Consider the following 24,086-nt stretch of genomic DNA (forward strand, 5'->3'; position numbering starts at 1 on the left):
TATATGTAGTAGAAAATGGAAAATTATATGGAGTAATAAGAAGATACGATATAATAAAAAAAGTACTACATATTTAAAAAATATTAGCAAGTTAATCATTTTATAAAAAAGGAGATGATAAAAAATTAACATCTCCTTTTTTCCTATTTACTATAATTATATTTTTTTTCTATAATATCTTCTTTTTTATTTTCTAATAGGAATTTTCCAAATTTTCCAAAAATTTCTCTTATTTCTTTTATCTCACCTAAAGGAGTAAGATTTATATTTACTTTAAAATTATTTTTTTCTAATTCATCTTTCCAATCTATAGAGATATCATTTTTAGCATGTTCTCCAGCTACAAACATAAAAGGAGTTAAAGTTACTTCTTTTATATTTTCTTTTTTTAGAATAGATATAATTTCATCTAAATTTGGAAAACCTTCAATAGTACCAACAAAATAATTATAACCTAGATATTTACAAATATAATCTACACCAAGATAAGCGGAATTGCTACTATCATGAGTTCCGTGTCCTACCATTAAAAGAGCCTTATCTTTAAAAAAATCTCCAAAAGTTTTATTTAAAATTTTAACAACTTCAATATAAATTTCTGGTGAAGATAAAAGAGGAGGAGTAATTCTAAGTTCTTTAAAATTACTTTTGAAACTTTCTATATTTTTTAATAGAGCTTCGTATTCAATACCATCAATTATATTGCTTGAGATAACTAAAAGATGAGTAAAATTATCTTTAATAATTTTTTCAATAGCTTCTATTGGATTATCTTTAAAAATATTTTTACTTTGTAATTTTTTATTGATAATCCGAGATGTGTAACATTCTCTAATTTCAAAATCAGGAAATATTTTTTCAATCTCTTTATTAAATAAATCAAGAGTTTTTTCTCTAGTATCTTCATGAGTAGTACCAAAATGTGCTACTAAAATAACTTTTTTATCTTCTTTTTTAAAATTTTCTAAGAAATTTGAATTTTCATATCCACTCAAAAATAAATTCATAAAGCCTCCATATTATTTTATTCTATTAAAGAAATGAGGAGAATCTCCCTTTTTAAAGTACACAACTTCTTCCCCTATCTCTTTTAAACTTTTTTCAAGGGCTAATTTTCCTTTTAAAGCATCATCATCAAGATTAGGTTTACCTCTATATAATTGATATTTAGGTTTTATATTTTTAGAAGTTGCATTTGGCATAATAACATTAGCTCCAGCTAAAATTCCTTTTTCTCTTCCAAATGGGTGTAAAGCATGAAGAGCAGTTGTAGCAGCAATATTTATATCTTTTAAATAAAGTCTACAAAGAGCTATCATTTTTAAACTAAGAGTCAATCTTTCTTCATCAGATAAAATTTTTCCTAGAGCCTCTTTTCCAAGAGGAGTTTCCTCATGAATTATATAAGGTCCCATTCCAATCATATCAATATCATTTTCTTTAAAGAAGATTATATCATTAACTAAATCTTCATAAGTTTGACCAGGGAGTCCAATCATTACCCCTGTTCCTACTTGATAACCAGCTGTTTTTAAATCTTTTAGAGCTTGTAATCTTTTATCAAAAGAATGTAACTTATCATCAAAATGAATTTTTTTAAAAAGTTCTCTATTAGTTGTTTCAATTCTAAGAAGATAACGACTAGCTCCAGCATTTCTCCATCTTTTATATGTTTCTAAAGTTTGTTCTCCTAAAGATAAAGTAATACCTAAAGAATTATTGCATTTATTTTGAATTTTGATAAGAGTATCTTCAATAAAATTAACAAATTCATTATCATTTCTCTCTCCACTTTGAAGGGCAAGAGAACCAAAACCATTTTCATACACCCATTGAGAAATATCAAGAATTTCATTTTGAGAAAGAGAAAACCTATCTACATTTGTATTATCTTTTCTTATTCCACAATATTTACAATTTTTTATACAAATATTAGAACATTCAATAAGCCCTCTATAATAAACTTTATTTCCAATATACTTAAGTTTTAACTTATAAGCTTCATCAAAAAGTAATTTTAAATCTTCTGGATTTTCAATTTGTATAAGTGTAAGTAAATCTTCTTTTGATAAATTTTCTTTTTTTAAAATATCTTTTATCATTTAATCTCCTATTTTAACAATTTTCTGTACATTGGGGATTAGTTAATTCAAATCTATCATCTATATTTTTTTCTCCCCAATCACACATAAGAAGTAAAATATCTTTTAAAGTTTTTCCTTTTTCTGAAATAGAATATTCAACTTTTGGAGGAATTTCAGGATAAACTTTTCTATTTATAAGTCCATCACTTTCTAATTCTCTAAGCTGATTTGTTAGAGTTCTTTGAGAGATGTTATGAATTTCAGAAAGTAACTCATTAAACCTTTTTGTTCCCTGTTGAATAAGTAAAAGAAGAATTAGAGGTTTATATTTTCCACCAATCATTTTTAATGTTATTTCAATTTCACAAATAATTTTAATCTTATCCATTTTTTACTCCTAAATATAAGTGAAAATATTTTCACTTACTTCAAAAAAACTGCGTACTTGTTAGAATACAAATAATATTATATCATATTATTAATAAATAAACTATAAATAAAAGGAGTCAGTAGAAATGAAAAAATTAGTTGTAATAACAGGAGCAAGTTCTGGAATAGGAATGGATTTAGCAAAAAGTTTTTCAAATGAAGGGCATCCTGTTTTAATGATTGCTAGAAGAAAAGAGATAATGGAAAATTTAGAATTACCAGAAACAATATCTAAATCTGTCGATGTTGTTGATTATGAAAATATGGAAAAGGCTATAAGAGAAGCTGAAGAAAAATATGGAAAAACAGATTTATTAGTAAACTGTGCTGGGGTAATGTTATTAGGACATCCAGATACTCAATCTTATGATGAGTGGGAAAGAATGATAGATGTTAATGTTAAAGGAATATTAACAGGAACAAAAGTTGTATTAAAAGATATGATGGAAAGAAATGAGGGAACTATTATAAATATAAGTTCTATAGCTGGAAGAAAAACTTTTGATAATCATTCTGTTTATTGTGGAAGTAAATTTGCTGTTCATGCAATAACAGAAAGTATGAGAAAAGAAGTTTCTGATAAAAATGTAAGAATAATTGTAATTTCTCCAGGAGTTGTAGAAACAAATCTTTTAAGTCACACTACTGATGAAGAAATAAAAAATAATTATAATGATTGGAAAAAATCAATTGAAAGTGGACTTGATGTAAAACAAATAACTAATTGTGTAATGTTCGCTTATAAACAACCTCAAAGTGTATGTGTAAGAGAGATTGTAATAGCAAAAACAAAACAAGCTGATTAAGAAAAAATATAGAAATTTTATAAGAATACTATGAATATTTATTGTTTGTAGTATTCTTATTTTTTTATACTAAAAAGTGGTATAATAAAAATAAAAAGGTGATAACTATGAAATATAATTTAAAAGATGGAAGAGAATATATAATAAGAGTGGCTAATGAAAATGATGCTGAACAAGTTTTAGATTCTTTAAATAGTTGTGGTAAAGAAACTGATTTTTTAGGTTTTGGAGAAGAGGGAAATGGTCTTACTCTAGAAGAGGAAAGGAATCTATTAAAGAATTTATCAAAAAGTTTTTATTTATTGGTGGCAGAGGTTGAAAATAAAATTGTAGGGACTTGCTCAATATCAGTTAATGAAAAAAGAATAAGAGTTCAACATATAGGAGAAATAGGAATCTGTATAAAAAAAGAATTTTGGGGAAATAGTATAGGTGAAAATCTTATAAAAGAGATTATAAATTATTCGAAAGAAAATGGAATTTTAAAAATTAATTTAACTACAAGATTTGATAATGAAAAAGCAATAAATCTATATGAAAAATTAGGATTTAAAAAAGAGGGAGTAACAACAAGGGGAACATATATTAAAGGAAAATTTTATGATATTTTATATATGGGATTAGAATTATAAAAACTAAAAAGAGTTCACTAAAAATCTAGTGAACTCTTTTTTATAAAATATTATTTAATTTTGATAGAAGTTATTAATAAGCATTTCAATAGCTATATTTTCATCCATTAATCCACTTTTAAAATTATATTCAGCATCTAAGCATTTTAATAATTTTTCTTGAAAAAAATCATAAGAAAAACTATCTAAATATTTAAATTTTAAAAATAAAGGATACTCACTTATAAATTTAAAAGAATCTCTTTTAAATAAATTTTTAATATTTGGGTATATATCGGCTTTAAATTGATTATATGATATATTTGCAAAAATAATACCTCTTTTTTGCAAATTTTTTAATTTCATAAGAATAGTAAGTTCTTCTACAAATATATTTAAAAATAACATATAATTTTTTTCTTTTTGTAAATAATTTAAAAGATTTTCTTTTTCTTTTTTATATAAAAAATCTTCTACCAATTTATTAAGATTATATTCTTTACTTATAGATAAAATATTTATAGCTTTTTCAATACTAAAAGTTTCTCCATTAAAAAAATTTTTTACTTTTTCAATTTCGTTTTTTACTTTAAAAAAATCATCACCAATAATTTCTAAAAATTTTTCTGATTCATATTGAGAACAACCAAGTTCTTTTTCAATAAAAAATTCTAAAGATTTTTTTTCTAAAGATTTTCTAGCTGGAATAAGTGTGGCTATTTTTTCAGCAATTTTCAAGACATTTTTATCTACTTCATTAGTAGGTTTATCAAAATCATTTAAAAATTCTTCATATGTTAAAATTAATATTTTTTGAGAATAATTAAATTCACTTATTCCTTTAAAAAATTTACTTAAATCTTTTAATTTTTCTAATTTTTTTATAACAATTAAAGTTAAAGGAGAGAAAATATTATTAGAAGAAAGAGAAGTGAAAATATCATCTATCTCATCTTGTGAAATATCAAAAAAAGTTTCTTGAATACCTTTATTTTCAAGTCTAATTTTTTTTAATAATTCCTCATATTTTAATTGTAAAGGAATATCTCCATATAAAAAATAAATCAAAAAATCACTCTCCTACAAAAAAGCTATCTTAAAAATTTTAAGATAGCTTTATTATATCATAATTTATAATTTTTTTGTTTTTAAAATTTTAGAAGCGTTTAATACAGCTATTAAAGATACTCCTACATCAGCAAAAATTGCCATCCACATATTAGCAAAACCTAGTACTCCTAAAAGCATCACTAATATTTTTATTCCTAGAGAAAAAACTATATTTTGAGTAACCACTTTTTTGTTAAGTTTAGCAATTTTTAAAACTTCTACAACTTTATAAGGGTCATCTTGAAGTAAAACTATATCAGCTGATTCAATAGCTATATCACTACCTAATCCTCCCATAGCTATTCCAACATCTGAAATTGAAAGTACAGGAGCATCATTTATACCATCACCAACAAAAATAGCACCTTTACTTTTTTCTTTTATTTTTTCAAAAGTAATAACTTTATCATTTGGTAATAGTTCTGAGAAAATATTTTCATCTTTTAATCCAAGAGACAGACCAATTTTATTAGCAGTTTCTTTATTGTCCCCTGTAAGCATAAATGAATTTATTTTCATATCTGTTAATTCTGAAATAGTTGATTGAGAATTTTCCTTAACTATATTTTCAAAAGTTATATATCCTAATAAAATTCCATTTTCTACTATATATACAATAGAAGATACATTATTGATAGAAATATTATCTAAGGAAATATTATTTTCAAGCATTAATTTTTTATTTCCTATTAGTAAAGAGGAATTTTTATAAGTACAAGTTACCCCTTTTCCAGAAATCTCTTTATAATTTTTAATATCAGATTCTAAAACTTTTACCTCGCCATAATTTAGAATTACTTTTCCAAGTGGATGATTAGAGAATATTTCTCCAGCCTTAGCTAATTCTAAAATATGATTTTCATCAGATTGTAAAACATTTATTTTTTCTACCTTAAAATTATTTTCAGTAAGAGTTCCTGTTTTATCAAAAACTACAGTATCTATATTTTTTAATCTTTCTAAAAAGTTTCCACCTTTTATCAAAATACCTTTTTTAGAAGCATATCCTATACTACTAAAGAAAGTTAATGGAACAGAAAGAACTAAAGCACAAGGACAAGATATAACTAAGAAAATTAAAGAACGTCCTAACCAAAGTTTAAAGTTTCCAAAAATTAAAGGGATAATCAGAGCCACAATTAAAGCTAAAATAACTACAATAGGAGTATAATATTTAGCAAATTTTGTAATAAATTTTTCAGAGTGAGCTTTTTTATCACTTGATTCTTCTATCATTTCTATAATTTTATTTATTGTAGAATTTCTATATTCTTTAGTAGCTTTTATTTCAATTACTCCATTTATATTTATACTACCACTTAATACCTCATCACCTACTTCAACAGAAACTGGTAATGATTCTCCAGTAAGGGCTGAAAGATTAAGGTCAGAACTTCCTTTTACTATAACTCCATCAACAGGTATATTTTCTCCAGCTTTTACTATTAAAATATCGTTTAATTTTATTTTGTTAGGAGAAATAGTAACTATACTTCCATCTTCTTTTTTTAGATTAGCAGAAATTACTTTTAATTTCAAAAGATTTTCAATAGATTTTTTTGAATTATTGACAGCTTTTTCTTGGAAAAATTCACCAACTTTATAGAATATCATAACTCCGATAGCTTCAGAAAATTCTCCAAGTGATATAGCTCCAAGAGTAGCTATACTCATTAAAAAGTTCTCATCTAGAAAATTTTTACTTTTAATATTTAAAAGTGATTTATATAATATATCTCCTCCTACTATAATATAAGTTAAAAGTAAATAAATAGTTTTTCCCAATCCTTCGGGTATAAGTAAAGAATTAAAAATCATAAAAATTCCAACAATAAAAAGCATATTTTCAAAAGTAAAAGATAAACTTTTAATTTTATTTAGATTTTCTTTAAAGTGTATTTCTTTTTTATGAGAATGATGCTCATGACAACAAGAACAATGTTCCTTATGATGCTCATGATTGATAATTTCATTTTTATAAGAGTGATAACAGTCTTCATGGGAATTGTGAGAGTGTTCATGAGCATAATGAGAATGAGAACAATTTTCATCATGACATTCATGAGAATGATTATTTTCTACTTCTTCATTTTCATATAAAGAAGTTACTAAAACCCCAGCTTCTATTTTTGAAGCTATAGAACTAATTTTTTCTAATAATTCTTTTTCAGATATATCATTTTTAGTGATGATAGTTAATTTTTTAGATAGAAAATTTAAGTTACTTTCTTCAATATAATCTAATTCACTGATAGCATCTGCTATTTTAGAAGCACAGTGAGAACAATTTAAATTTTTTATAATGAAAATAAATTTCATAAAGTCCCCCTAATTCAATAAAATTTATAGGGTATACCCCTATGCATCATAATTATAGCATATAAAAAAAAATAAGTCAAAAAATATTGAGAAATAAATAATTTACAAATATAATGGATTGTGATAGAATTTAGAGTAAAATAAAATTTTAGGAGGAAGGTTAATGATAGGAATAGGAATAGTAGGATTACCTAATGTAGGAAAATCTACTCTTTTTAATGCAATAACAAAAGCTGGAGCTGCTGAAGCTGCCAATTATCCATTTTGTACAATAGAACCAAATGTTGGAATGGTAACTGTACCTGATAAGAGATTAGAAAAATTAGCTGAAATAATAAATCCTCAAAGAATAGTAAATGCAACTGTAGAGTTTGTAGATATAGCTGGATTAGTAAAGGGAGCTTCTAAAGGAGAAGGATTAGGAAATAAATTCTTATCAAATATTAGAAGTACTGCAGCAATCTGTCAAGTAGTAAGATGTTTTGAGGATGAGAATGTAGTCCATGTAAATGGAAAAGTTGAACCATTAAAAGATATTAATATTATAAATGGAGAATTAATTTTAGCTGACTTAGAAACTGTAGAAAAAGCTTTAGAAAAAAATAAAAAATTATTAGTGGCAAAAAATAAAGATGCTCTGAAATTAGTTCCAGTTTTAGAAAAATGTTATAAACATCTTATGGAAGAAAAATTATTAAAGACTTTAGACCTTTCAGAAGAAGAAAAAGATTTAGTGAAAGTGTATCAATTTTTAACAATTAAACCAATGATATTTGTTACTAATGTATCAGAAGATGATATAGCAACAGGTAATGAATATGTAGATTTAGTAAAAGAATATGCAAAAGAGTTAGGGTCAGAAGTTGTTATTGTTTCTGCTAAAGTTGAAGAAGAATTACAAGAAATGGAAGAAGAAGATAAAAAAGAATTTTTAGAAAGTTTAGGAGTAGAAGATGCTGGACTTAATAGATTAATAAGAGCTGGATTTAAATTACTTGGACTTCAAACATACTTTACAGCTGGAGTGAAAGAAGTAAGAGCTTGGACTATTAATATAGGAGATACAGCTCCAAAGGCAGCTGGAGTTATTCATACAGATTTTGAAAAAGGATTTATAAGAGCAAAAGTTTGTTCTTTTGATGATTTTATAAATAATAGTGGTTGGAAAGGTGCACAAGAAGCAGGGCTTATGAGACTAGAGGGAAAAGATTATATAGTTCAAGATGGAGATTTGATGGAGTTTTTATTTAATGTATAAAACAAAAAAATCTACTTGACAAAATATAAAAAAACATGTAAAATAGATAGGTATCACAATAATAGGAGGCTTTCTGTGAAAATTAAATTAAGCGAAATAGATGTTGTGATTAATAAAAAATTTGACTATACTATTTCAAAATTAGAAGATATAAATTTGATTGAAGATATTGTAGTAGAAGGAAATATAAAAAAAGAAAAAAATGAATATGTTATTTTTGGAAAATATTCTACTAAAATTTTAACTAATTGTGTCAGATGTTTATCAGAAGTTATTATAGATTTAAATGAGAAAGAATTTTTAGGAGTGGCAATCTCTAAAAAAGAGTATGAGGAATATCTTAATAATTTAGAGAAAAATATGATAATGGATGATAAAGATTATTTAGAGATTGAAAATGATGAAATAGATATAGATGAGATTGTTAGGCAACAGTTAATATTAGATATGCCCCAATATCCCTCTTGCTATCCAGAATGTGAAGATGAAACTTATCTAAAAAAATATTCAGGAGAAGAGACAGATTCAAGATGGGCAGGACTGATGAATATAAAAATAAATAATTAAAATATGAATTTGTGAGGAGGGGGAAACTAAATGGCAGTACCTAAGAAAAAGACTTCAAAAGCTAAAAAAAATATGAGAAGATCTCACCATGCAATTGCAGGAACTACTCTAGTTACTTGTGAAAAATGTGGAGCTACTAAAAGACCTCATAGAGTTTGTTTAGAGTGTGGAGATTATAATGGAAAACAAGTACTAAATGCATCAGCAGAATAGTCAAGATAAAAAAAGCAAGTGGAAATAACCAACTTGCTTTTTTTATACAAAAAAGAAAAATGGGTGTAATTTAATAAATATAAAAAAATTTTTTACAAATTTGATAATTATGATATAATTTAGTAAAGTTGTAAAAAAAGAGGTGTATTTAATGAAGATAGTAGTTGATGGTATGGGTGGAGACAGAGGTAGTGAAGAAATTTTAAAAGGAATATCTTTAGCTCTTGATGAAATACCTGATATACATATTGTTGTTGTTGGAAAAGAAGAATTGTTAAAAAAAATAATAAAGAAATTGAATATAAATAATAATCGTCTTGAAGTAGTTAATGCAACAGAAACTATAGAAATGAATGATGATCCAGTTCAAGCAGTGAGACAAAAGAAAGATTCGTCTCTTAATGTTGGTCTTGAAATTGTAAAAAGTGGATTAGGAGATGCTTTTGTATCTGCTGGAAATACAGGAGCACATATATCAGCTAGTCAACTAAAATTAAGAAGAATAAAGGGAATTTTAAGACCAGCTATAGCAACAGTATTTCCATCAAAAAAAGGAAATTTTGTTTTTATGGATATGGGGGCTAATGCTGATACAAAGGCTGAATTCATTAATCAATTTGCTATAATGGGTAGTGAATTTGCTAAAGATATATTAAGAAAAGATAATCCAACAGTTGGATTATTAAATATAGGTAGTGAAGAGGGGAAAGGAAACGAGGTTACAAGAGAAGCTTTTAATTTATTAAGAGAAAATTCTTCAATAAATTTTATTGGAAATATAGAAAGCAGAGATATGATGGAAGGAAAAGTAGATGTAATTGTAACTGATGGGTTTACTGGAAATATGGTACTAAAAACTTCTGAAGGAGTAGCAAAGTTTATATTTGATGCTTTAAAAGAAGAAATAAAGCAAAGCTTTTTAGCTAAAATAGGATTTATTTTTATGAAAAAAGCTTTAAAAAAAATGAAAGGAAAATTAGATTCTTCTGAATATGGAGGAGCATTATTTTTGGGTTTAAATGGAATTTCAATAAAAGCTCATGGAAACTCAGATGCTTTAGCTTTTAAAAATGCCATAAAAGTGGCTGATAAATTTGCTAAAAATAAATTTGTAGAAAAATTAAGAGTAACTTTTGAAGAAAAAGAAAAAAGTATATAGAGGAGGAATTATTGTGATAAAAAATGTAGGAATATTAGGTTTTGGAAAATATGTTCCTGAAAAAATAATGACTAATGCTGATTGGGAAAAATTAGTAGAAACTTCTGATGAATGGATAACATCAAGAACAGGGATAAAAGAAAGAAGATTTGTTACTGAAGGACAAGGAACTTCTGACTTAGGAGTAGAAGCTGGAAAAGCAGCCTTAAAAGATGCTGGAATGAAACCAGAAGAGGTTGAATTAATAATTTTAGCGACTTGTTCTCCAGATTATAGAGCACAAAATTGTTCGTCACTTATTCAAAAAAAATTAGGAGCAAAAAATGCAGCTGCATTTGATTTAGAAGCAGCGTGTAGCGGTTTTATATTTTCTCTCGTAGTAGGTCAAGCAATGATACAAGCTGGAATGTATAAGAGAATTTTAGTAATTGCGGCAGAATCAATTTCTAAACTTGTAGATATGCAAGATAGAAATACAGCAATTTTATTTGGTGATGGAGCAGCAGCTGCTGTATTAGGAGAAGTAGAAGAGGGATATGGAATAATTTCTTCATATATGGGAACAGAAGGTGTTGATGATGGAACTTTAAGAATAAAAGCAGGAGGAACATTATACCCAGCTACAGTTGAAAGAGTTTTGAATAGAGAAATATATGTAGAAATGAATGGAACAGAAGTTTTTAAATTTGCTGTAAAAGCTTTACCATATGCTACAAAAGAAGCTGCAAAAAAAGGAAATGTAGATTTAAAAGACATTGATATGTTATTTCCACATCAAGCAAATCTTAGAATAATAGATGCAGCTGCAAAAAGATTGGGAATACCAATGGAAAAAGTTTTTGTTAACTTACAAAAATATGGAAATACTTCAGCAGCCTCAGTAGGAATAGCTATGGCAGAGGCTTTAGAAGAAGGAAAATTAAAAAGAGGAGACTTAATAGCTTTAACAGGATTTGGAGCAGGACTTACTTATGGTTCTCTTATAATGAGATGGTCTAAATAAAAAATAATTGTTGACTATAAAATATTATTATGTTAAAATTACTGATGTAATTTTAAAATTGGAGGTTAAAGTGTCTAAGATAGCTTTTGTATTTCCAGGACAAGGAAGTCAATTCGTTGGAATGGGAAAAGATTTATATGAAAATAATCAAGTGGCAAAAAATGAATTTGATAAAATTTTTAATAGTTTAAATTTTGATTTAAAAGATGCCATGTTTAATGGACCAGAAGATTTATTAAAGAAAACTAAATACACTCAACCAGCTATAGTTGCAATGAGTTTAGTTTTAGAAAAATTAGTTAGAGAAAAAGGGATAGTTCCTAATTATGTAGCAGGTCATTCAGTTGGAGAATATGCTGCTATGGGTTCTTCAGGATTTTTAACTATAGATGAAGCTGTAAAGTTAACATCTTTTAGGGGAGAAGTTATGAATGAAATAGCTGAAAAAGTTAATGGTGGAATGGCAGCTGTTTTAGGGATGGAAGCTTTAGATATAATAGAAGTTCTAAAAGAAGTAGATGGAATAGTAGAGGCTGTAAATTTTAATGAACCTAAACAAACAGTAATAGCTGGAGAAAAAGTAGCTATAGAAAAAGCTTGTGAAATTTTAAAAAATAAAGGTGCTAAAAGAGCTATGCCACTAGCAGTTTCAGGACCATTTCATTCTTCATTAATGAAACCAGCTGGAGAAAAATTAAGAAAAGAAGCAGAAAAATATAATTTTAAAGATGCTGAAATTTATTTAGTTGCTAATACAACAGGAGAACTTATAAATAAAGTAGAAGAGATAAAAAATGAAATTTATTCTCAAAGTTTTGGACCTGTGAAATGGGTTGATACAATAAAAAAATTAAAAGAAAATGGAGTAGATACTATTTATGAAATAGGACCTGGAAAAGTATTGAGTGGTCTTATAAAAAAAATAGATAAAGAAATAAAAGTTATTAATATAAATTCTATAGATGATTTGAATAATTTATAAAATTTTACTTTAAAAGTATTGAAAAGTGTAAATAAATTTGGTAATATTATTATATAATGTAATTTATATATAGAAAATAAAATTTAGGAGGAAATAAAATGTTAGAAAAAATAAAAGAAATAGTTGTTGAGCAATTAGGTGTAGATGCTGACCAAGTAACACCTGAAGCAAACTTTATCGAAGATTTAGGAGCAGATTCATTAGATACTGTTGAGTTAATAATGGCTTTCGAAGAAGAATTTGATGTAGAAATTCCTGATACAGATGCTGAAAAAATAAAAACAGTACAAGATGTAATTGATTATATCGAATCTCACAAGTAGGAGATCTAAAGGGGATTTTTAAATCCCCTTTTATTTTATATATATGAGGTGATTAAATGAGAAGAGTTGTAGTTACAGGTTTAGGACTTATTACAGCTTTGGGAACAGGATTAGAAAAATCTTGGGCTGCCATAAAAGAGGGAAAAACTGGAATAAAAACAATAGAAAGCTTTGATACAACAAATACTCCTGTAAAATGTGCTGGAGAAGTAAGAGACTTTTTTCCAGAAGAGTTTGGAATAGAAAAAAAAGAAATTAAAAAATTAGCAAGAAATACACAATTTGCAATTGCTGCTTCAAAAATGGCATTAGAAGATTCTAATTTTATAATAGATGAAAATAATGCAACTAGAGTTGGCGTTATTGTTTCTTCTGGTATTGGGGGAATGGAAGTTTTTGAATCTCAAATAGAAACAAGATTAACAAAAGGAAATAAAAGAATATCACCATTTACTATACCTGCAATCATAGCTAATATGGCAGCTGGAAATATAGGAATATATGTAGGAGCAAAAGGACCTAATAAAGCAGTAGTAACAGCTTGTGCTGCAGGGACACATTCAATAGGAGATGCTTATGAAATTATAAAATTAGGTAAAGCAGATGTAATGTTTGCTGGCGGAACTGAAGGATGTATAACAGAGTTTGGAATAAATGCTTTTGCAAATATGAAAGCATTATCAACTAACCCAAATCCAGATACTGCTTCAAGACCATTTACAATTGATAGAGATGGATTTGTAATGGGAGAAGGTGCAGGAGTCTTAATATTAGAAGAGTTAGAACATGCAAAACAAAGAGGAGCAAAAATTTATGCTGAAATTATAGGATATGGGGAAACATGTGATGCTCATCATATAACAGCACCAGCTGTAGATGGAGCTGTTAGAGCATTTAAAATGGCATTAGAAGAAGGAAATGTTAATTTAGAAGATGTTACATATATTAATGCTCATGGAACATCAACTCCTTTAAATGATAAAAATGAGACAGCAGCAATAAAAGAGGTATTTGGAGATTTAGCTTATAAATTGAATATTTCTTCTACAAAAGGAGCAACAGGACATGTTCTTGGAGGAGCAGGTGGAATAGAGGGAGTGATTTTAGCTAAAAGTATAGAAGAAGGAATTGTACCTCCAACAGCTAATTATCAAAATCCAGATCCAGAATGTGATTTAAATTATACACCAAATGTTGCTGTAGAAAAAGAAATAAAAGTTGGAATGTCTAGTTCTTTAGGATTTGGTGGACATAATGCTGTAATAGTAATGAAAAAATATGAAGAATAATAGTTGGGAGAAAATATGGAAGTGGATTTTAAATTAGATTTAAGTTCTTTAGAAAAAAAAATAGGATATAAATTTAAAAATATAAAACTTTTAAGAAATTCACTGGTACATAGATCTTTTGGGAATGAGAATAAGAAATATAAAAAAATAAACAATGAAAGACTAGAACTGCTAGGAGATGCAGTTCTAGATCTTATAGTTGCTGAATATTTATATAAAAATCATTCTAATTACAGTGAAGGAGATTTAGCAAAAATAAAGTCTATGGCAGTTAGTGAGCCAGTTTTAGCTAAAGTTTCAAGAAAGTTAAATATGGGTGAATATTTGTATTTAAGTAGAGGAGAATTATTAACAGGTGGAAGAGAAAGAAATTCTATATTAGGAGATTTATTTGAAGCTGTACTTGGAGCTATTTATTTAGATTCAAACTTTGAAACAGCGAGAGAAATAGCTTTATATCATTTAAAAGAATATATAGATCATGTGGAAGAAGATGAAGAAATAATGGACTTTAAAACTATTTTGCAAGAATATAGTCAAAAAGTCTATAAGCAAGTACCTATTTATGAGGTAATTAATGAAACAGGTCCAGACCATAAAAAACTTTTTGAAATTGTAGTGAAAATTGGAGAAGATATAGAAGAAAAAGGTATAGGAAAAAGTAAAAAAATGGCAGAACATGGAGCAGCACAAGCTCTTTGTAAAAAGTTAGGTGTTAAGTACTAATGAAACATTATAATATACCAATATTTATTAGTCATTTTGGATGTCCAAATGCTTGTGTTTTTTGTAATCAAGTAAAAATAAATGGACGAGAAACAGATGTGACTATAGAAGATTTAAAAAAAATAATAGATGACTATTTAGAAATACTTCCAAAAGATTCTTATAAAGAAGTGGCTTTTTTTGGTGGAACTTTTACAGGGATATCTATGGAAAAACAGAAGGAATATTTGGAAGAAGTTAAAAAATATTTAGATAAAGGAATGGTTCAAGGGATAAGATTATCTACAAGACCAGATTATATAAATAAAGAAGTATTAGAACAGCTAAAAAAATATAATGTTACAACTATAGAATTAGGTGTACAATCATTAGATGAAGAAGTATTAAAAAAGAGTGCAAGGTACTATCCTATTGAAAAAGTATATGAAGCTTCTTCTCTTATAAAATCTTATGGAATTAATTTAGGAATTCAATTAATGCCAGGATTACCAGGTTCTTCCTATGAAAGTGATATTGAATCAGTAAAAAAAGTAATAGAAATAGCTCCACAAAATGTTAGAGTATATCCAACTCTTATAATAAAAGATACAGAGATGGAAAGAATGTATGAAAGAGGAGAATATGAAGTCTTTACTTTAGAAGAAGCAATAAAAAGATGTAGAAAAATTTGTTCATTGCTAGAATTAAATAATATAAATATAATAAGAGTAGGACTTCAACCATCAGAAGATTTAAGAAATAGTGGAGTTAGTGTAGAAGGAGCTTTTCATCCAGCTTTTAGAGAGTTAGTAGATGGAGAGATTTATTTTAATTTTTTGAAAAATTTAGAAGAAATTCAAGGAAAATTAGAAATAGAAGCAAATGAAAAATTAATTTCAAAAATAGTTGGAATAAAAAAGAAAAATTTAAAAAGATTTCAAAAAGTTAAAATAGTAATAAATAATAACCTTTCTACTTCAGAAATTAAAATTAATGATAAAATTTATACTAGAAAAGAAATTTTAAGAAAAGAAATAGGTGAGAGTTATGAACAAAATAATAATCAGTGTTAATGACTTTCAAAAAAAAGCTGCCATAATAGAAGAAGATAAAGTAGTAGAAATATTTAATGAGAGAAATGATGAATCAAATATAATAAAAAATATTTATAAAGGTAAGGTAGCTAATGTATTACCAGGAATGGAATCAGCTTTTGTAGATATTGGATTAGAAAAAAATTCATTTCTTTTTATAGATGACTTGAGAGAGTTTGAAGAAAAATATTTGAATGGATTAGTAAATAGTAATAAAACTATTGAAGAATTACTTACAGTAGGAGATAAAGTTGTTGTTCAAGTTTTAAATGTTCCTAGAGGAAATAAAGGAGCTAGAGTGACAACTAATTTTACTATTCCTGGAAAATATTTGGTATTAATGCCAAACAATGACCATTTAGCTATTTCTAAAAAGATAAAAGATGAAACAGAAAGAAAAAGATTAGAAGATATTTTTTTAAGAATAAAACCTTCTAAAATGGGGGTAATAATAAGAACTGCTGCAGAAGGAAAAACAGTTGAAAGATTTGAAAAAGAATTAAATTATCTTGTAAAAAAATGGGAAGAGATAGAGAAAAAAATTTTAAAAGCTAAGGATGGAGAAATATTATATAATGATAATGATATAGTAACTACTATATTAAGAGATATTTTGAATGATACAATAGATGAAGTCATAGTTGATAATGAAAAAGTATATCTAGAGATTATAGATTATTTAGATACATTTGATGAAAATAAGATAAAAGCAAAAATAAAATTATATTCAAAAGACAGGGATATTTTTGATGAATATAACATAAACTCTGAAATAAAAAATGCTTTAGAAAAAGAAGTATGGTTAGAATGTGGTGGATATTTAGTTATAGAAAAAACAGAGGCTTTAGTGAGTATAGATGTTAATACTGGAAAAAATACAGGAAGCTATAATTTAGAGAGAACAGTTTTAAATACTAATTTGGAAGCAGCTAGAGAAATTCCAAGACAACTTAGACTTAGAAATTTAAGTGGAATAATTATCATAGATTTTATAGATATGAAATTAGAAGAAGATAAGGAATTAGTTTTACAACAACTTGGAGCTGAATTAGGTAGAGATAGAATAAAAAATAATATAGTACATTTTACAGATTTAGGACTTGTTGAGATGACAAGAAAAAGAGTTGGAAGAAATTTAAGTTATTTTTATGAAGAAGAGTGTCCTTTATGCAAAGGAAAAGGAAAAATAAAATCTTCAGAAATAATAGTGAAAGAAATATTGAAAGAAATAAAAGAACTTTCCTCTGATACAGATATAAAAAAAATATATATAAAAACTAAAAAAGAAGTATTAAAATTAATAAGGGATATTTATATGGATTTTATAAATGAGTATATGAAAAGTAAAAACAAAAAAATAATTTTTGAGGAAGAAGAAATATTTGAATATGAAATTTCATTAGAAAAATAGGAGGAAAAATGAAAGTTGGGGTATATTCAGGAAGTTTTGACCCAATAACTTTAGGACATCAAGATGTAATAAAAAGAGCAGCTCAGATGTTTGATAAATTAATAGTTGTTGTTTGTAATAACAGTGAAAAAAAGTATTGGTTTTCTTTAGATGAGAGAACAGAAATGGTAAAAGAAGTATTGGAAGATTATGATAATATAGAGATTGATAATTATTCAGGACTTATTGTAAATTATTTAATAGAAAAAAATTTTACTTTTATAGTTAGAGGAGTTAGAAATCAAGAAGATTGTGCTTTAGAGTTGTATTTTGCTGATGGAAATTATATGATTTCTGATAAAAAAGTAGATACAGTGTTTATTCCAGCTATGAAAGAGTATATTCATACAAGTTCTACTGCAGCTAGAGAAATAGCAAGATATGGTGGGAAAGTAGAATGTTATGTAGATAAAAGAATATCCGATAGAATATTGGAAAGAGGAAAAATCTATGCTCCAAAATAGAAGGGGATATAATGAAAAAAGAAAATTCAATGTATATTTGTAAAGAATGTGGGTATAAAAGTATAAAATGGCTTGGAAAATGTCCGAATTGTGGAGAATGGGGAAGTCTAGAAATTGAAGAAAAGAAAGATATAAATGTAGGAAATAAAAAAATTGTAAAACAGATATTTTCTGAAGAAGAAATAAATAAAAAAATAATTTCTTTTAATGAAATTGAAATAGAAGACAACTTTCGATATAAAACTAGAGTCAAAGAATTTGATAGGATATTAGGCGGAGGTCTTGTTCAAGGAGAAGTTATTTTATTAACTGGAAATCCAGGAATAGGAAAATCTACTTTATTATTACAAATGGCTAACGAGTATACAACATATGGAGAAGTTTTTTATATTTCAGGAGAAGAATCTTTAACTCAAATAAAAAATAGAGGGGAAAGATTAGGAATTAAAAATGATAAATTATTTTTAATTTCTGAAACCAATATTGATAAAATTTATGAGTATGTCGCTATGAAAAAACCAAAAGTAGTTATAGTAGATTCTATTCAGACTTTATTTAGTGAAAATAGTGAATCTACAGCAGGAGCTCCAACTCAAATTCGTGAAGCTACTTTAAAGATAGTAGATGTAGCTAAAAAAAATAATATATGCTTTTTTATAGTTGGACATATAACAAAAGATGGAAAAGTTGCTGGACCTAAAATGTTAGAACATATGGTTGATGCAGTTTTTAATTTTGAGGGAGAAGAGGGGCTTTTTTATAGGATACTTAGAAGTGAAAAGAATAGATTTGGGTCAACAAATGAGATTGCCATTTTTAGCATGGAAGAAGATGGATTGAGAGAAATACAAAATTCATCAGAATATTTTATAAGCGAAAGAAATGAAAAAAATATTGGAAGTATAATAGTTCCTGTTTTAGAAGGAACAAAAGTATTTTTATTAGAAATACAAACTCTTATAATAGAAGGAAGTCCTATAGGAATACCTAAAAGAGTTGTTCAAGGATTTGATAGAAATAGAATACAAATTTTAATGGCCATTGGAGAAAAAAGAATGGGAATAAATTTGGGAAATAAAGATGTTTTTGTTAATATTCCAGGAGGGTTATCAATAAAAGACCCATCAGCTGATTTAGGTGTTTTAATATCATTATTGTCAGTTTATAGAAATGTAGAGATAAGTCAAAAAATAGCAGCTATAGGAGAATTAGGGTTAAGAGGAGAGATAAGAAAAGTTTTTTTTATAGATAAAAGATTAAGAGAGTTAGAAAAATTAGGATTTAAAGGTGTTTATGTTCCAGAAAGCAATAGAAAAGAAATAGAAAAGAAAGAGTATAATTTAAAATTAATTTATCTTAAAAACTTAGATGAGTTTTTAGAAAGGATTTAGTATATGAGTAGAGAAAAAATGTTAGATGTCTTTGAGTTAGTTCAGCCTGGTACAAAACTGAGAGAAGGATTAGATAATATACTAGATGGTAGTAAAGGTGCTTTAATAGTAGTTGGAATGGATAATGAAGTTCAAAAAATAATAGATGGTGGATTTTTTTTAGAATGTGAATATACTCCAGAAAGATTATTTGAATTATCTAAAATGGATGGAGCTATAATCTTAGACGAGAAAGTTTCTAAAATTTTATATGCTAATGTTCATTTACAACCTGATATAGAATATACAACAGATGAAAGTGGAACTAGACATAGAACGGCTCAAAGAGCAGCTAAACAACTAAAAAACAGATTGGTTATAGCTATTTCAGAGAGAAAAAGAGTATTGACTTTATATAAAGGTGAAGAGCGTTATAAACTAAAAAGTTTATTAGAATTGACTAATGAAGCTTCTCAAGCTTTAAATACTGTTGAAAGATATACAAAAGTATTAGAACAAGGACTAGGAAATCTTACTATATTAGAATTAGATGATATGGTAACAGTAGAAGATGTTTGTGAAGTTTTACAAAAGTTTGAAATGTTAAAAAGAATAAAAAAATATGTTTATGAATGTATTCAAGAATTAGGAGACGAAGGAAAATTAATAAATCTTCAATTAGAAGATTTATTAAAAGGAATAGAAGAGGAAGAAGATGAACTTTTAAGTGATTATTATTTAAAAGGTGATGAAGATGAAGATATAGAAAGAGTAAAAGAAGAATTAGGAGAAATAGAAGACGCAGATATATTTGATACAACTAAAATAGCAGGTATATTAGGTTTGGGAAAAACTGTTTCAAAATTAGATAATACAATAACTCCTAAAGGATATCGTATTTTTAGTAAGTTTGGAAAATTAAATGACAGAGATATAGAAGCTTTAGTAGAAAAGTTTGGAGAATTACCAAAAATTCAAGAAGCAACTATTGATGAACTTGTAGAAATTAAAGGAATAAGCAAATTTAAAGCAAATGCTATAAAAAAAGGAATAGAAAGGCTAAAATTTACAGTTGAATTAGATAAGTAAAAATTAAAAAGTTAAATGAATTTATTTTTAATAGATTTATTTAACTTTTTTATTTTTGGTATATTCTTGACAAGAAAATTATATGTATGTTAAAATAGAATAGGGGGGTATCCTATAAAGGAGGAAAAATGAAAAAGAAATTTAAACTAAGTGGTGTTGGATGTATTATGTGTGTAAATAAAATCCAAGATAATTTTAAAACTTTTGAAGGAGTATCTGAAGCTAAAGTAGATTTAGCAACTAAAGTGATGGATATATCTTATGATGAAAATTTATTAACTGTGAAAGATATAGAGGACAAGTTAATAGAATTAGGTTATGGAATAGAAAATGAACTTGAAGAAGATGTAAAAAAAAACTATAAATTAGAAGAAAAAAGAGAAATAAAGACTGAGAATAAAACTTCAATTTTTAAAGAAAATAATATTTCTAAAAAATTATCACAAAAAGTTTTAAAAATAGAAAACATACATTGTCAAGCTTGTGTCTCAAATATAGAAAGAAATATAGGAAAATTAGATGGTGTAGAGGAAGCTATAGTAAATCTTACAACCAACAATGGAAGATTTATTTATGATGAAGACAAAATAAAAATAGATGAGATAATAGAAAATATAAATAAATTAGGATACAAGGCCATAAAAGAAGAGGAAATTACAGAAGAATTTTTTGAAGAAAAAGAATATTTAGAAAAAAGAGAAATCTTAGAATTTAAAATATCAATATTGTTAGCTTTAATAGTTTTTTATATTACAATGGGTCATATGATGGGATTACCCCTTCCAAAAATAATTAGTCCAGAATATAATCCGGTAAATTATGCAATAATTCAATTAATATTAACGGTTCCTATTTTAATAACAGGTAGAAGTTTTTATACAGTTGGTTTTACTTCGTTATTTAGAAGATCACCTAATATGGATTCTTTGATTGCATTAGGGACAGGAGCAGCTTTTGTATATAGTTTGTATGGAACGGTTGAAATAGTAAATGGAAATTTAGAATATGTCCACAATTTATATTATGAATCAGCTGTGGTTATAATAGCTCTTATAAGATTTGGTAAATTATTGGAAAAAAGAAGTAAGGGAAAAACTTCAGAAGCCATAAAAAAATTAATGGGCTTACAAGTAAAAACAGCAATTATAGTAAAAAATAATCAACTAATTACCATAGATATAAAAGAAGTCCAAAAGGGAGATATTGTATTGGTTAAACCTGGAGAAAGTATTCCAGTTGATGGAAAAGTGATAGAAGGAAACACTTATGTGGATGAATCTATGCTTACAGGAGAAAGTATTGCTGTCAAAAAAAATATTAATGATAAAGTTTTTGGAGCTACAATTAATAAAAATGGTGTAATAAAAATAGAAGCCACTGCCATAGGAAAAGATACAGTACTTTCAAAAATTATAAAATTAGTTGAAGATGCTCAAGAATCCAAAGCTCCAATAGCCAAAATAGCAGATGAAATATCAAGATATTTTGTTCCAGTTGTAATAATGATTGCTGTAGTTTCTAGTTTAACTTGGTATATATTAGGTAGTATGAATTTGGTTCAGTTAACAATGAGTAAAGAAATTTTTTCATTGACTATATTTATTTCAGTTTTAGTGATAGCCTGTCCATGTTCTTTAGGACTAGCTACACCAACAGCAATAATGGTTGGAACTGGTAGAGGAGCTGAATTAGGAATATTGATAAAATCAGGAGAATCTTTAGAAAAAGCTCATAAAATTAATATGATAGTTTTTGATAAAACAGGAACTATAACTGAAGGAAAACCAGCAGTAACTGATTTTATAATAGAAAATTCAAAATATTCAAAAGAAGAAGTATTAAAGTATGTTGGAATATTAGAAAAGTATTCTGAACATCCATTAGGTGAAGCAATAGTAAAAGAATTTGAAAAAAATAATTCTTCTGAAACTCTTGAAAAAATAAACAATTTTATTAATATTTCAGGAGAAGGAATTATAGGCGAAATAAATTTAAAAAGAATATATGTAGGAAATAAAAAATTATTTTTAAATAAAAGAATAAAAAATTTTAAAAATGAAATTGGTGATAAACTAGCATTAGAGGGAAAAACTCCAATATATATAGGGATAGATGAGGAATTTATAGGAGTTATAGGTGTAAAAGATAAAATTAAAGAAGATTCAAAAGAATGTATAAAAAAATTAAAAGAATTAGGAATAAAAGTTGCAATGATTACTGGAGATAAAAAAGAAACTGCTGAAATAATAGGAAAAGAGGTAGGTATTGATATTATATTAGCAGAAGTTAGTCCAGAAGATAAATATTTAGAGGTTAAAAAATTACAAGAAAAAGGGTATAATGTAGCTATGGTAGGAGATGGAATAAATGATTCACCAGCCTTATCTCAAGCAGATATTGGGATAGCTATAGGAACTGGAACAGATATAGCTATAGAAAGTGCAGATATAGTACTTATTAAAGAAAGCTTAAATAATGTAGTTTTAGCTATAAAATTAAGTCATGCCACAATAAAGAATATAAAAGAAAATCTATTTTGGGCATTTTTATACAATACTTTAGGAATTCCGATAGCAGCTGGAGCTTTATACATTTTTACAGGTCATTTATTAAATCCTATGATAGCTGGAGGGGCTATGGCCATGAGCTCTGTTTCAGTTGTTACTAATGCATTAAGACTTAGAAAATTTGAAAGATAAGGAGAAAAAATGGAAAAAAATGAAAAATGTAGTAGCTGTAGTAATTTAAAATGTAATTCTGAAAAAAAAGGATATTATTGTACAACTGAAATAAAAAAGAAATTAAAAACGAGATTAAATAGAATAGAAGGTCAAGTCAAAGGAATAAGTAACATGATAGAAAAAGATGCTTATTGTGATGATATTCTAAATCAAATTTCTTCGGTAAGAGCTGCTTTAGGTGGAGTTTCTAAATTAATTTTAGAAGGACATTTAAAACATTGTGTTGTTGATGACATAAAAGCAGGAAAAGAAGAGAAAATTATAGAAGAATTGATTCATACTTTAGATAAAATGTTAAAATTATAAAATATAAAACTTCCTTGATTAATTTTAATAAATAATATATAATTAAGGAAGTTTTTTTTATTTTTAGGAGGAATTCAATGAAATATTTTTTATTTTTAAATCATCCAAAAGGAAAAGAAATTTATGAAATGTCAAAAGAAATGGAAGAAAAAGTAAGAATTTATTTTAAAAGTAAGGATATACTAGAAACAAAAGTGATTTTAGATGATAAAGAATATAAAGCATATATAGACTATGAACTTTTTGAAAAAGAAGTTAATTTTGATTGTTTTAATTGTATTAATGATTGTTGTGCTGATAGTCCATCACTTTTAAAAGAAAAAACTCGTAAATTTATTTTAGAAAATATAAAAGATTTCAATGAAATAACTAAGAATATATATATTAGTGAAGAACTAGGTTATGATGAGCAAGAAATTTGTGATGAATTGAAAACAGAAGAAAAAAGAGATATTATTCAAGAGATAGAAGAAGAAACAGAAATGTGTTTTTATGGATATAAAAGAAAAGATAGGGCAACTCTTTGTGGGATACATTCTTTGTGTTTACAAAAAAATATGACATATAAAGAAGTTTGCCAATATAAACCACTAGTATGTCTATTATGGCCTTTAGAAATATATATAGAAGATGATGGAAAAAGTATATATATAACTCTACCTGATGATTTTACAAATAGTTTTACAATAGAAGATTATTATAAGATTCCATGTA

Annotated in this window: 24 protein-coding genes; 19 read left to right on the plus strand and 5 right to left on the minus strand. The window is 26.3% G+C overall.

What is annotated here, in order from left to right; translation table 11 throughout:
* Positions 1–143 precede the first annotated feature (143 nt).
* Genes HF862_RS09415 through HF862_RS09425 form a run of 3 tightly spaced genes read right to left on the minus strand, consistent with a single transcriptional unit; the run spans position 144 to position 2,472 of the window.
* Entirely contained in the window at positions 144–1,007 is an 864-nt protein-coding gene (locus HF862_RS09415; protein WP_170187614.1) for a sirohydrochlorin cobaltochelatase, read from the minus strand.
* Between the two features lie 12 nt (positions 1,008–1,019).
* Positions 1,020–2,102 (minus strand): [FeFe] hydrogenase H-cluster radical SAM maturase HydE, encoded by a 1,083-nt coding sequence (hydE, locus tag HF862_RS09420; protein ID WP_170187615.1) that lies wholly within the window; start codon positions 2,100–2,102, stop codon positions 1,020–1,022.
* A 13-nt stretch (positions 2,103–2,115) separates the two neighbouring features.
* On the minus strand, positions 2,116–2,472 hold the full coding sequence (locus tag HF862_RS09425; protein WP_027128784.1) for a helix-turn-helix domain-containing protein: 357 nt from the start codon (positions 2,470–2,472) through the stop codon (positions 2,116–2,118).
* A gap of 127 nt (positions 2,473–2,599) precedes the next feature.
* Here HF862_RS09425 and HF862_RS09430 point away from each other — a divergent pair, with 127 nt between their 5' ends.
* Positions 2,600–3,319, plus strand: coding sequence for an SDR family oxidoreductase (locus HF862_RS09430; protein WP_170187616.1), 720 nt, complete (start codon positions 2,600–2,602; stop codon positions 3,317–3,319).
* A 107-nt stretch (positions 3,320–3,426) separates the two neighbouring features.
* Positions 3,427–3,951: a GNAT family N-acetyltransferase gene (locus tag HF862_RS09435; protein ID WP_170187617.1), complete on the plus strand. Its 525-nt coding sequence runs from the start codon at positions 3,427–3,429 to the stop codon at positions 3,949–3,951.
* 54 nt (positions 3,952–4,005) lie between these two features.
* On the opposite strand, the gene HF862_RS09440 is transcribed toward HF862_RS09435, so the two are convergent.
* Positions 4,006–4,998 (minus strand): DNA polymerase III subunit delta, encoded by a 993-nt coding sequence (locus HF862_RS09440; RefSeq protein WP_170187618.1) that lies wholly within the window; start codon positions 4,996–4,998, stop codon positions 4,006–4,008.
* A 63-nt stretch (positions 4,999–5,061) separates the two neighbouring features.
* The gene (locus HF862_RS09445; RefSeq protein ID WP_170187619.1) at positions 5,062–7,359 is read right to left on the minus strand and encodes a heavy metal translocating P-type ATPase; all 2,298 of its coding nucleotides are present in this window, start codon (positions 7,357–7,359) and stop codon (positions 5,062–5,064) included.
* Positions 7,360–7,522: 163 nt separating this feature from the next.
* Here HF862_RS09445 and ychF point away from each other — a divergent pair, with 163 nt between their 5' ends.
* The 17 genes from ychF to HF862_RS09530 form a co-directional block, all read left to right on the plus strand.
* Complete coding sequence (gene ychF / locus HF862_RS09450) at positions 7,523–8,617, plus strand: redox-regulated ATPase YchF (RefSeq protein WP_170187620.1); 1,095 nt, start codon at positions 7,523–7,525, stop codon at positions 8,615–8,617.
* Between the two features lie 75 nt (positions 8,618–8,692).
* A complete protein-coding gene (locus HF862_RS09455; RefSeq protein ID WP_170187621.1) occupies positions 8,693–9,184 on the plus strand; it encodes a DUF177 domain-containing protein in 492 nt (163 codons plus the stop codon).
* A gap of 30 nt (positions 9,185–9,214) precedes the next feature.
* Positions 9,215–9,397 carry a 50S ribosomal protein L32 gene (gene rpmF, locus HF862_RS09460; protein WP_027128777.1) on the plus strand — a complete coding sequence of 61 codons (183 nt, stop codon included), beginning with the start codon at positions 9,215–9,217 and terminating at the stop codon, positions 9,395–9,397.
* Between the two features lie 151 nt (positions 9,398–9,548).
* Positions 9,549–10,556 carry a phosphate acyltransferase PlsX gene (gene plsX / locus HF862_RS09465; RefSeq protein WP_170187622.1) on the plus strand — a complete coding sequence of 336 codons (1,008 nt, stop codon included), beginning with the start codon at positions 9,549–9,551 and terminating at the stop codon, positions 10,554–10,556.
* A 16-nt stretch (positions 10,557–10,572) separates the two neighbouring features.
* On the plus strand, positions 10,573–11,559 hold the full coding sequence (locus HF862_RS09470; protein WP_170187634.1) for a beta-ketoacyl-ACP synthase III: 987 nt from the start codon (positions 10,573–10,575) through the stop codon (positions 11,557–11,559).
* A gap of 70 nt (positions 11,560–11,629) precedes the next feature.
* On the plus strand, positions 11,630–12,541 hold the full coding sequence (gene fabD / locus HF862_RS09475) for an ACP S-malonyltransferase (RefSeq protein ID WP_170187623.1): 912 nt from the start codon (positions 11,630–11,632) through the stop codon (positions 12,539–12,541).
* Positions 12,542–12,639: 98 nt separating this feature from the next.
* Positions 12,640–12,864: an acyl carrier protein gene (locus HF862_RS09480; RefSeq protein WP_027128773.1), complete on the plus strand. Its 225-nt coding sequence runs from the start codon at positions 12,640–12,642 to the stop codon at positions 12,862–12,864.
* Positions 12,865–12,920: 56 nt separating this feature from the next.
* Complete coding sequence (fabF, locus tag HF862_RS09485) at positions 12,921–14,153, plus strand: beta-ketoacyl-ACP synthase II (protein ID WP_170187624.1); 1,233 nt, start codon at positions 12,921–12,923, stop codon at positions 14,151–14,153.
* A gap of 15 nt (positions 14,154–14,168) precedes the next feature.
* Positions 14,169–14,879, plus strand: a complete 711-nt coding sequence (gene rnc, locus HF862_RS09490) for a ribonuclease III (protein ID WP_170187625.1) — start codon at positions 14,169–14,171, stop codon at positions 14,877–14,879.
* Positions 14,879–15,931: an elongator complex protein 3 gene (locus tag HF862_RS09495; protein WP_170187626.1), complete on the plus strand. Its 1,053-nt coding sequence runs from the start codon at positions 14,879–14,881 to the stop codon at positions 15,929–15,931. The genes rnc and HF862_RS09495 overlap by 1 nt, the downstream gene beginning before the upstream one ends.
* Positions 15,906–17,363: an Rne/Rng family ribonuclease gene (locus tag HF862_RS09500; protein WP_170187627.1), complete on the plus strand. Its 1,458-nt coding sequence runs from the start codon at positions 15,906–15,908 to the stop codon at positions 17,361–17,363. The genes HF862_RS09495 and HF862_RS09500 overlap by 26 nt, the downstream gene beginning before the upstream one ends.
* Before the next feature lie 8 nt (positions 17,364–17,371).
* Positions 17,372–17,866 carry a pantetheine-phosphate adenylyltransferase gene (coaD, locus tag HF862_RS09505; RefSeq protein WP_170187628.1) on the plus strand — a complete coding sequence of 165 codons (495 nt, stop codon included), beginning with the start codon at positions 17,372–17,374 and terminating at the stop codon, positions 17,864–17,866.
* Positions 17,867–17,877: 11 nt separating this feature from the next.
* Positions 17,878–19,257 (plus strand): DNA repair protein RadA, encoded by a 1,380-nt coding sequence (gene radA / locus HF862_RS09510; RefSeq protein ID WP_170187629.1) that lies wholly within the window; start codon positions 17,878–17,880, stop codon positions 19,255–19,257.
* Between the two features lie 3 nt (positions 19,258–19,260).
* Positions 19,261–20,325, plus strand: a complete 1,065-nt coding sequence (gene disA, locus HF862_RS09515) for a DNA integrity scanning diadenylate cyclase DisA (protein ID WP_170187630.1) — start codon at positions 19,261–19,263, stop codon at positions 20,323–20,325.
* 128 nt (positions 20,326–20,453) lie between these two features.
* Positions 20,454–23,024, plus strand: coding sequence for a heavy metal translocating P-type ATPase (locus HF862_RS09520; protein WP_170187631.1), 2,571 nt, complete (start codon positions 20,454–20,456; stop codon positions 23,022–23,024).
* Between the two features lie 9 nt (positions 23,025–23,033).
* Positions 23,034–23,372, plus strand: a complete 339-nt coding sequence (locus HF862_RS09525; protein WP_170187632.1) for a metal-sensitive transcriptional regulator — start codon at positions 23,034–23,036, stop codon at positions 23,370–23,372.
* 77 nt (positions 23,373–23,449) lie between these two features.
* Positions 23,450–24,086 (plus strand): hypothetical protein (locus HF862_RS09530; protein WP_170187633.1); only part of this gene is annotated, 637 nt, incomplete at its 3' end.

It is taken from the genome of Fusobacterium sp. FSA-380-WT-3A (assembly GCF_012843705.1).
Lineage (GTDB): Bacteria > Fusobacteriota > Fusobacteriia > Fusobacteriales > Fusobacteriaceae > Fusobacterium_B.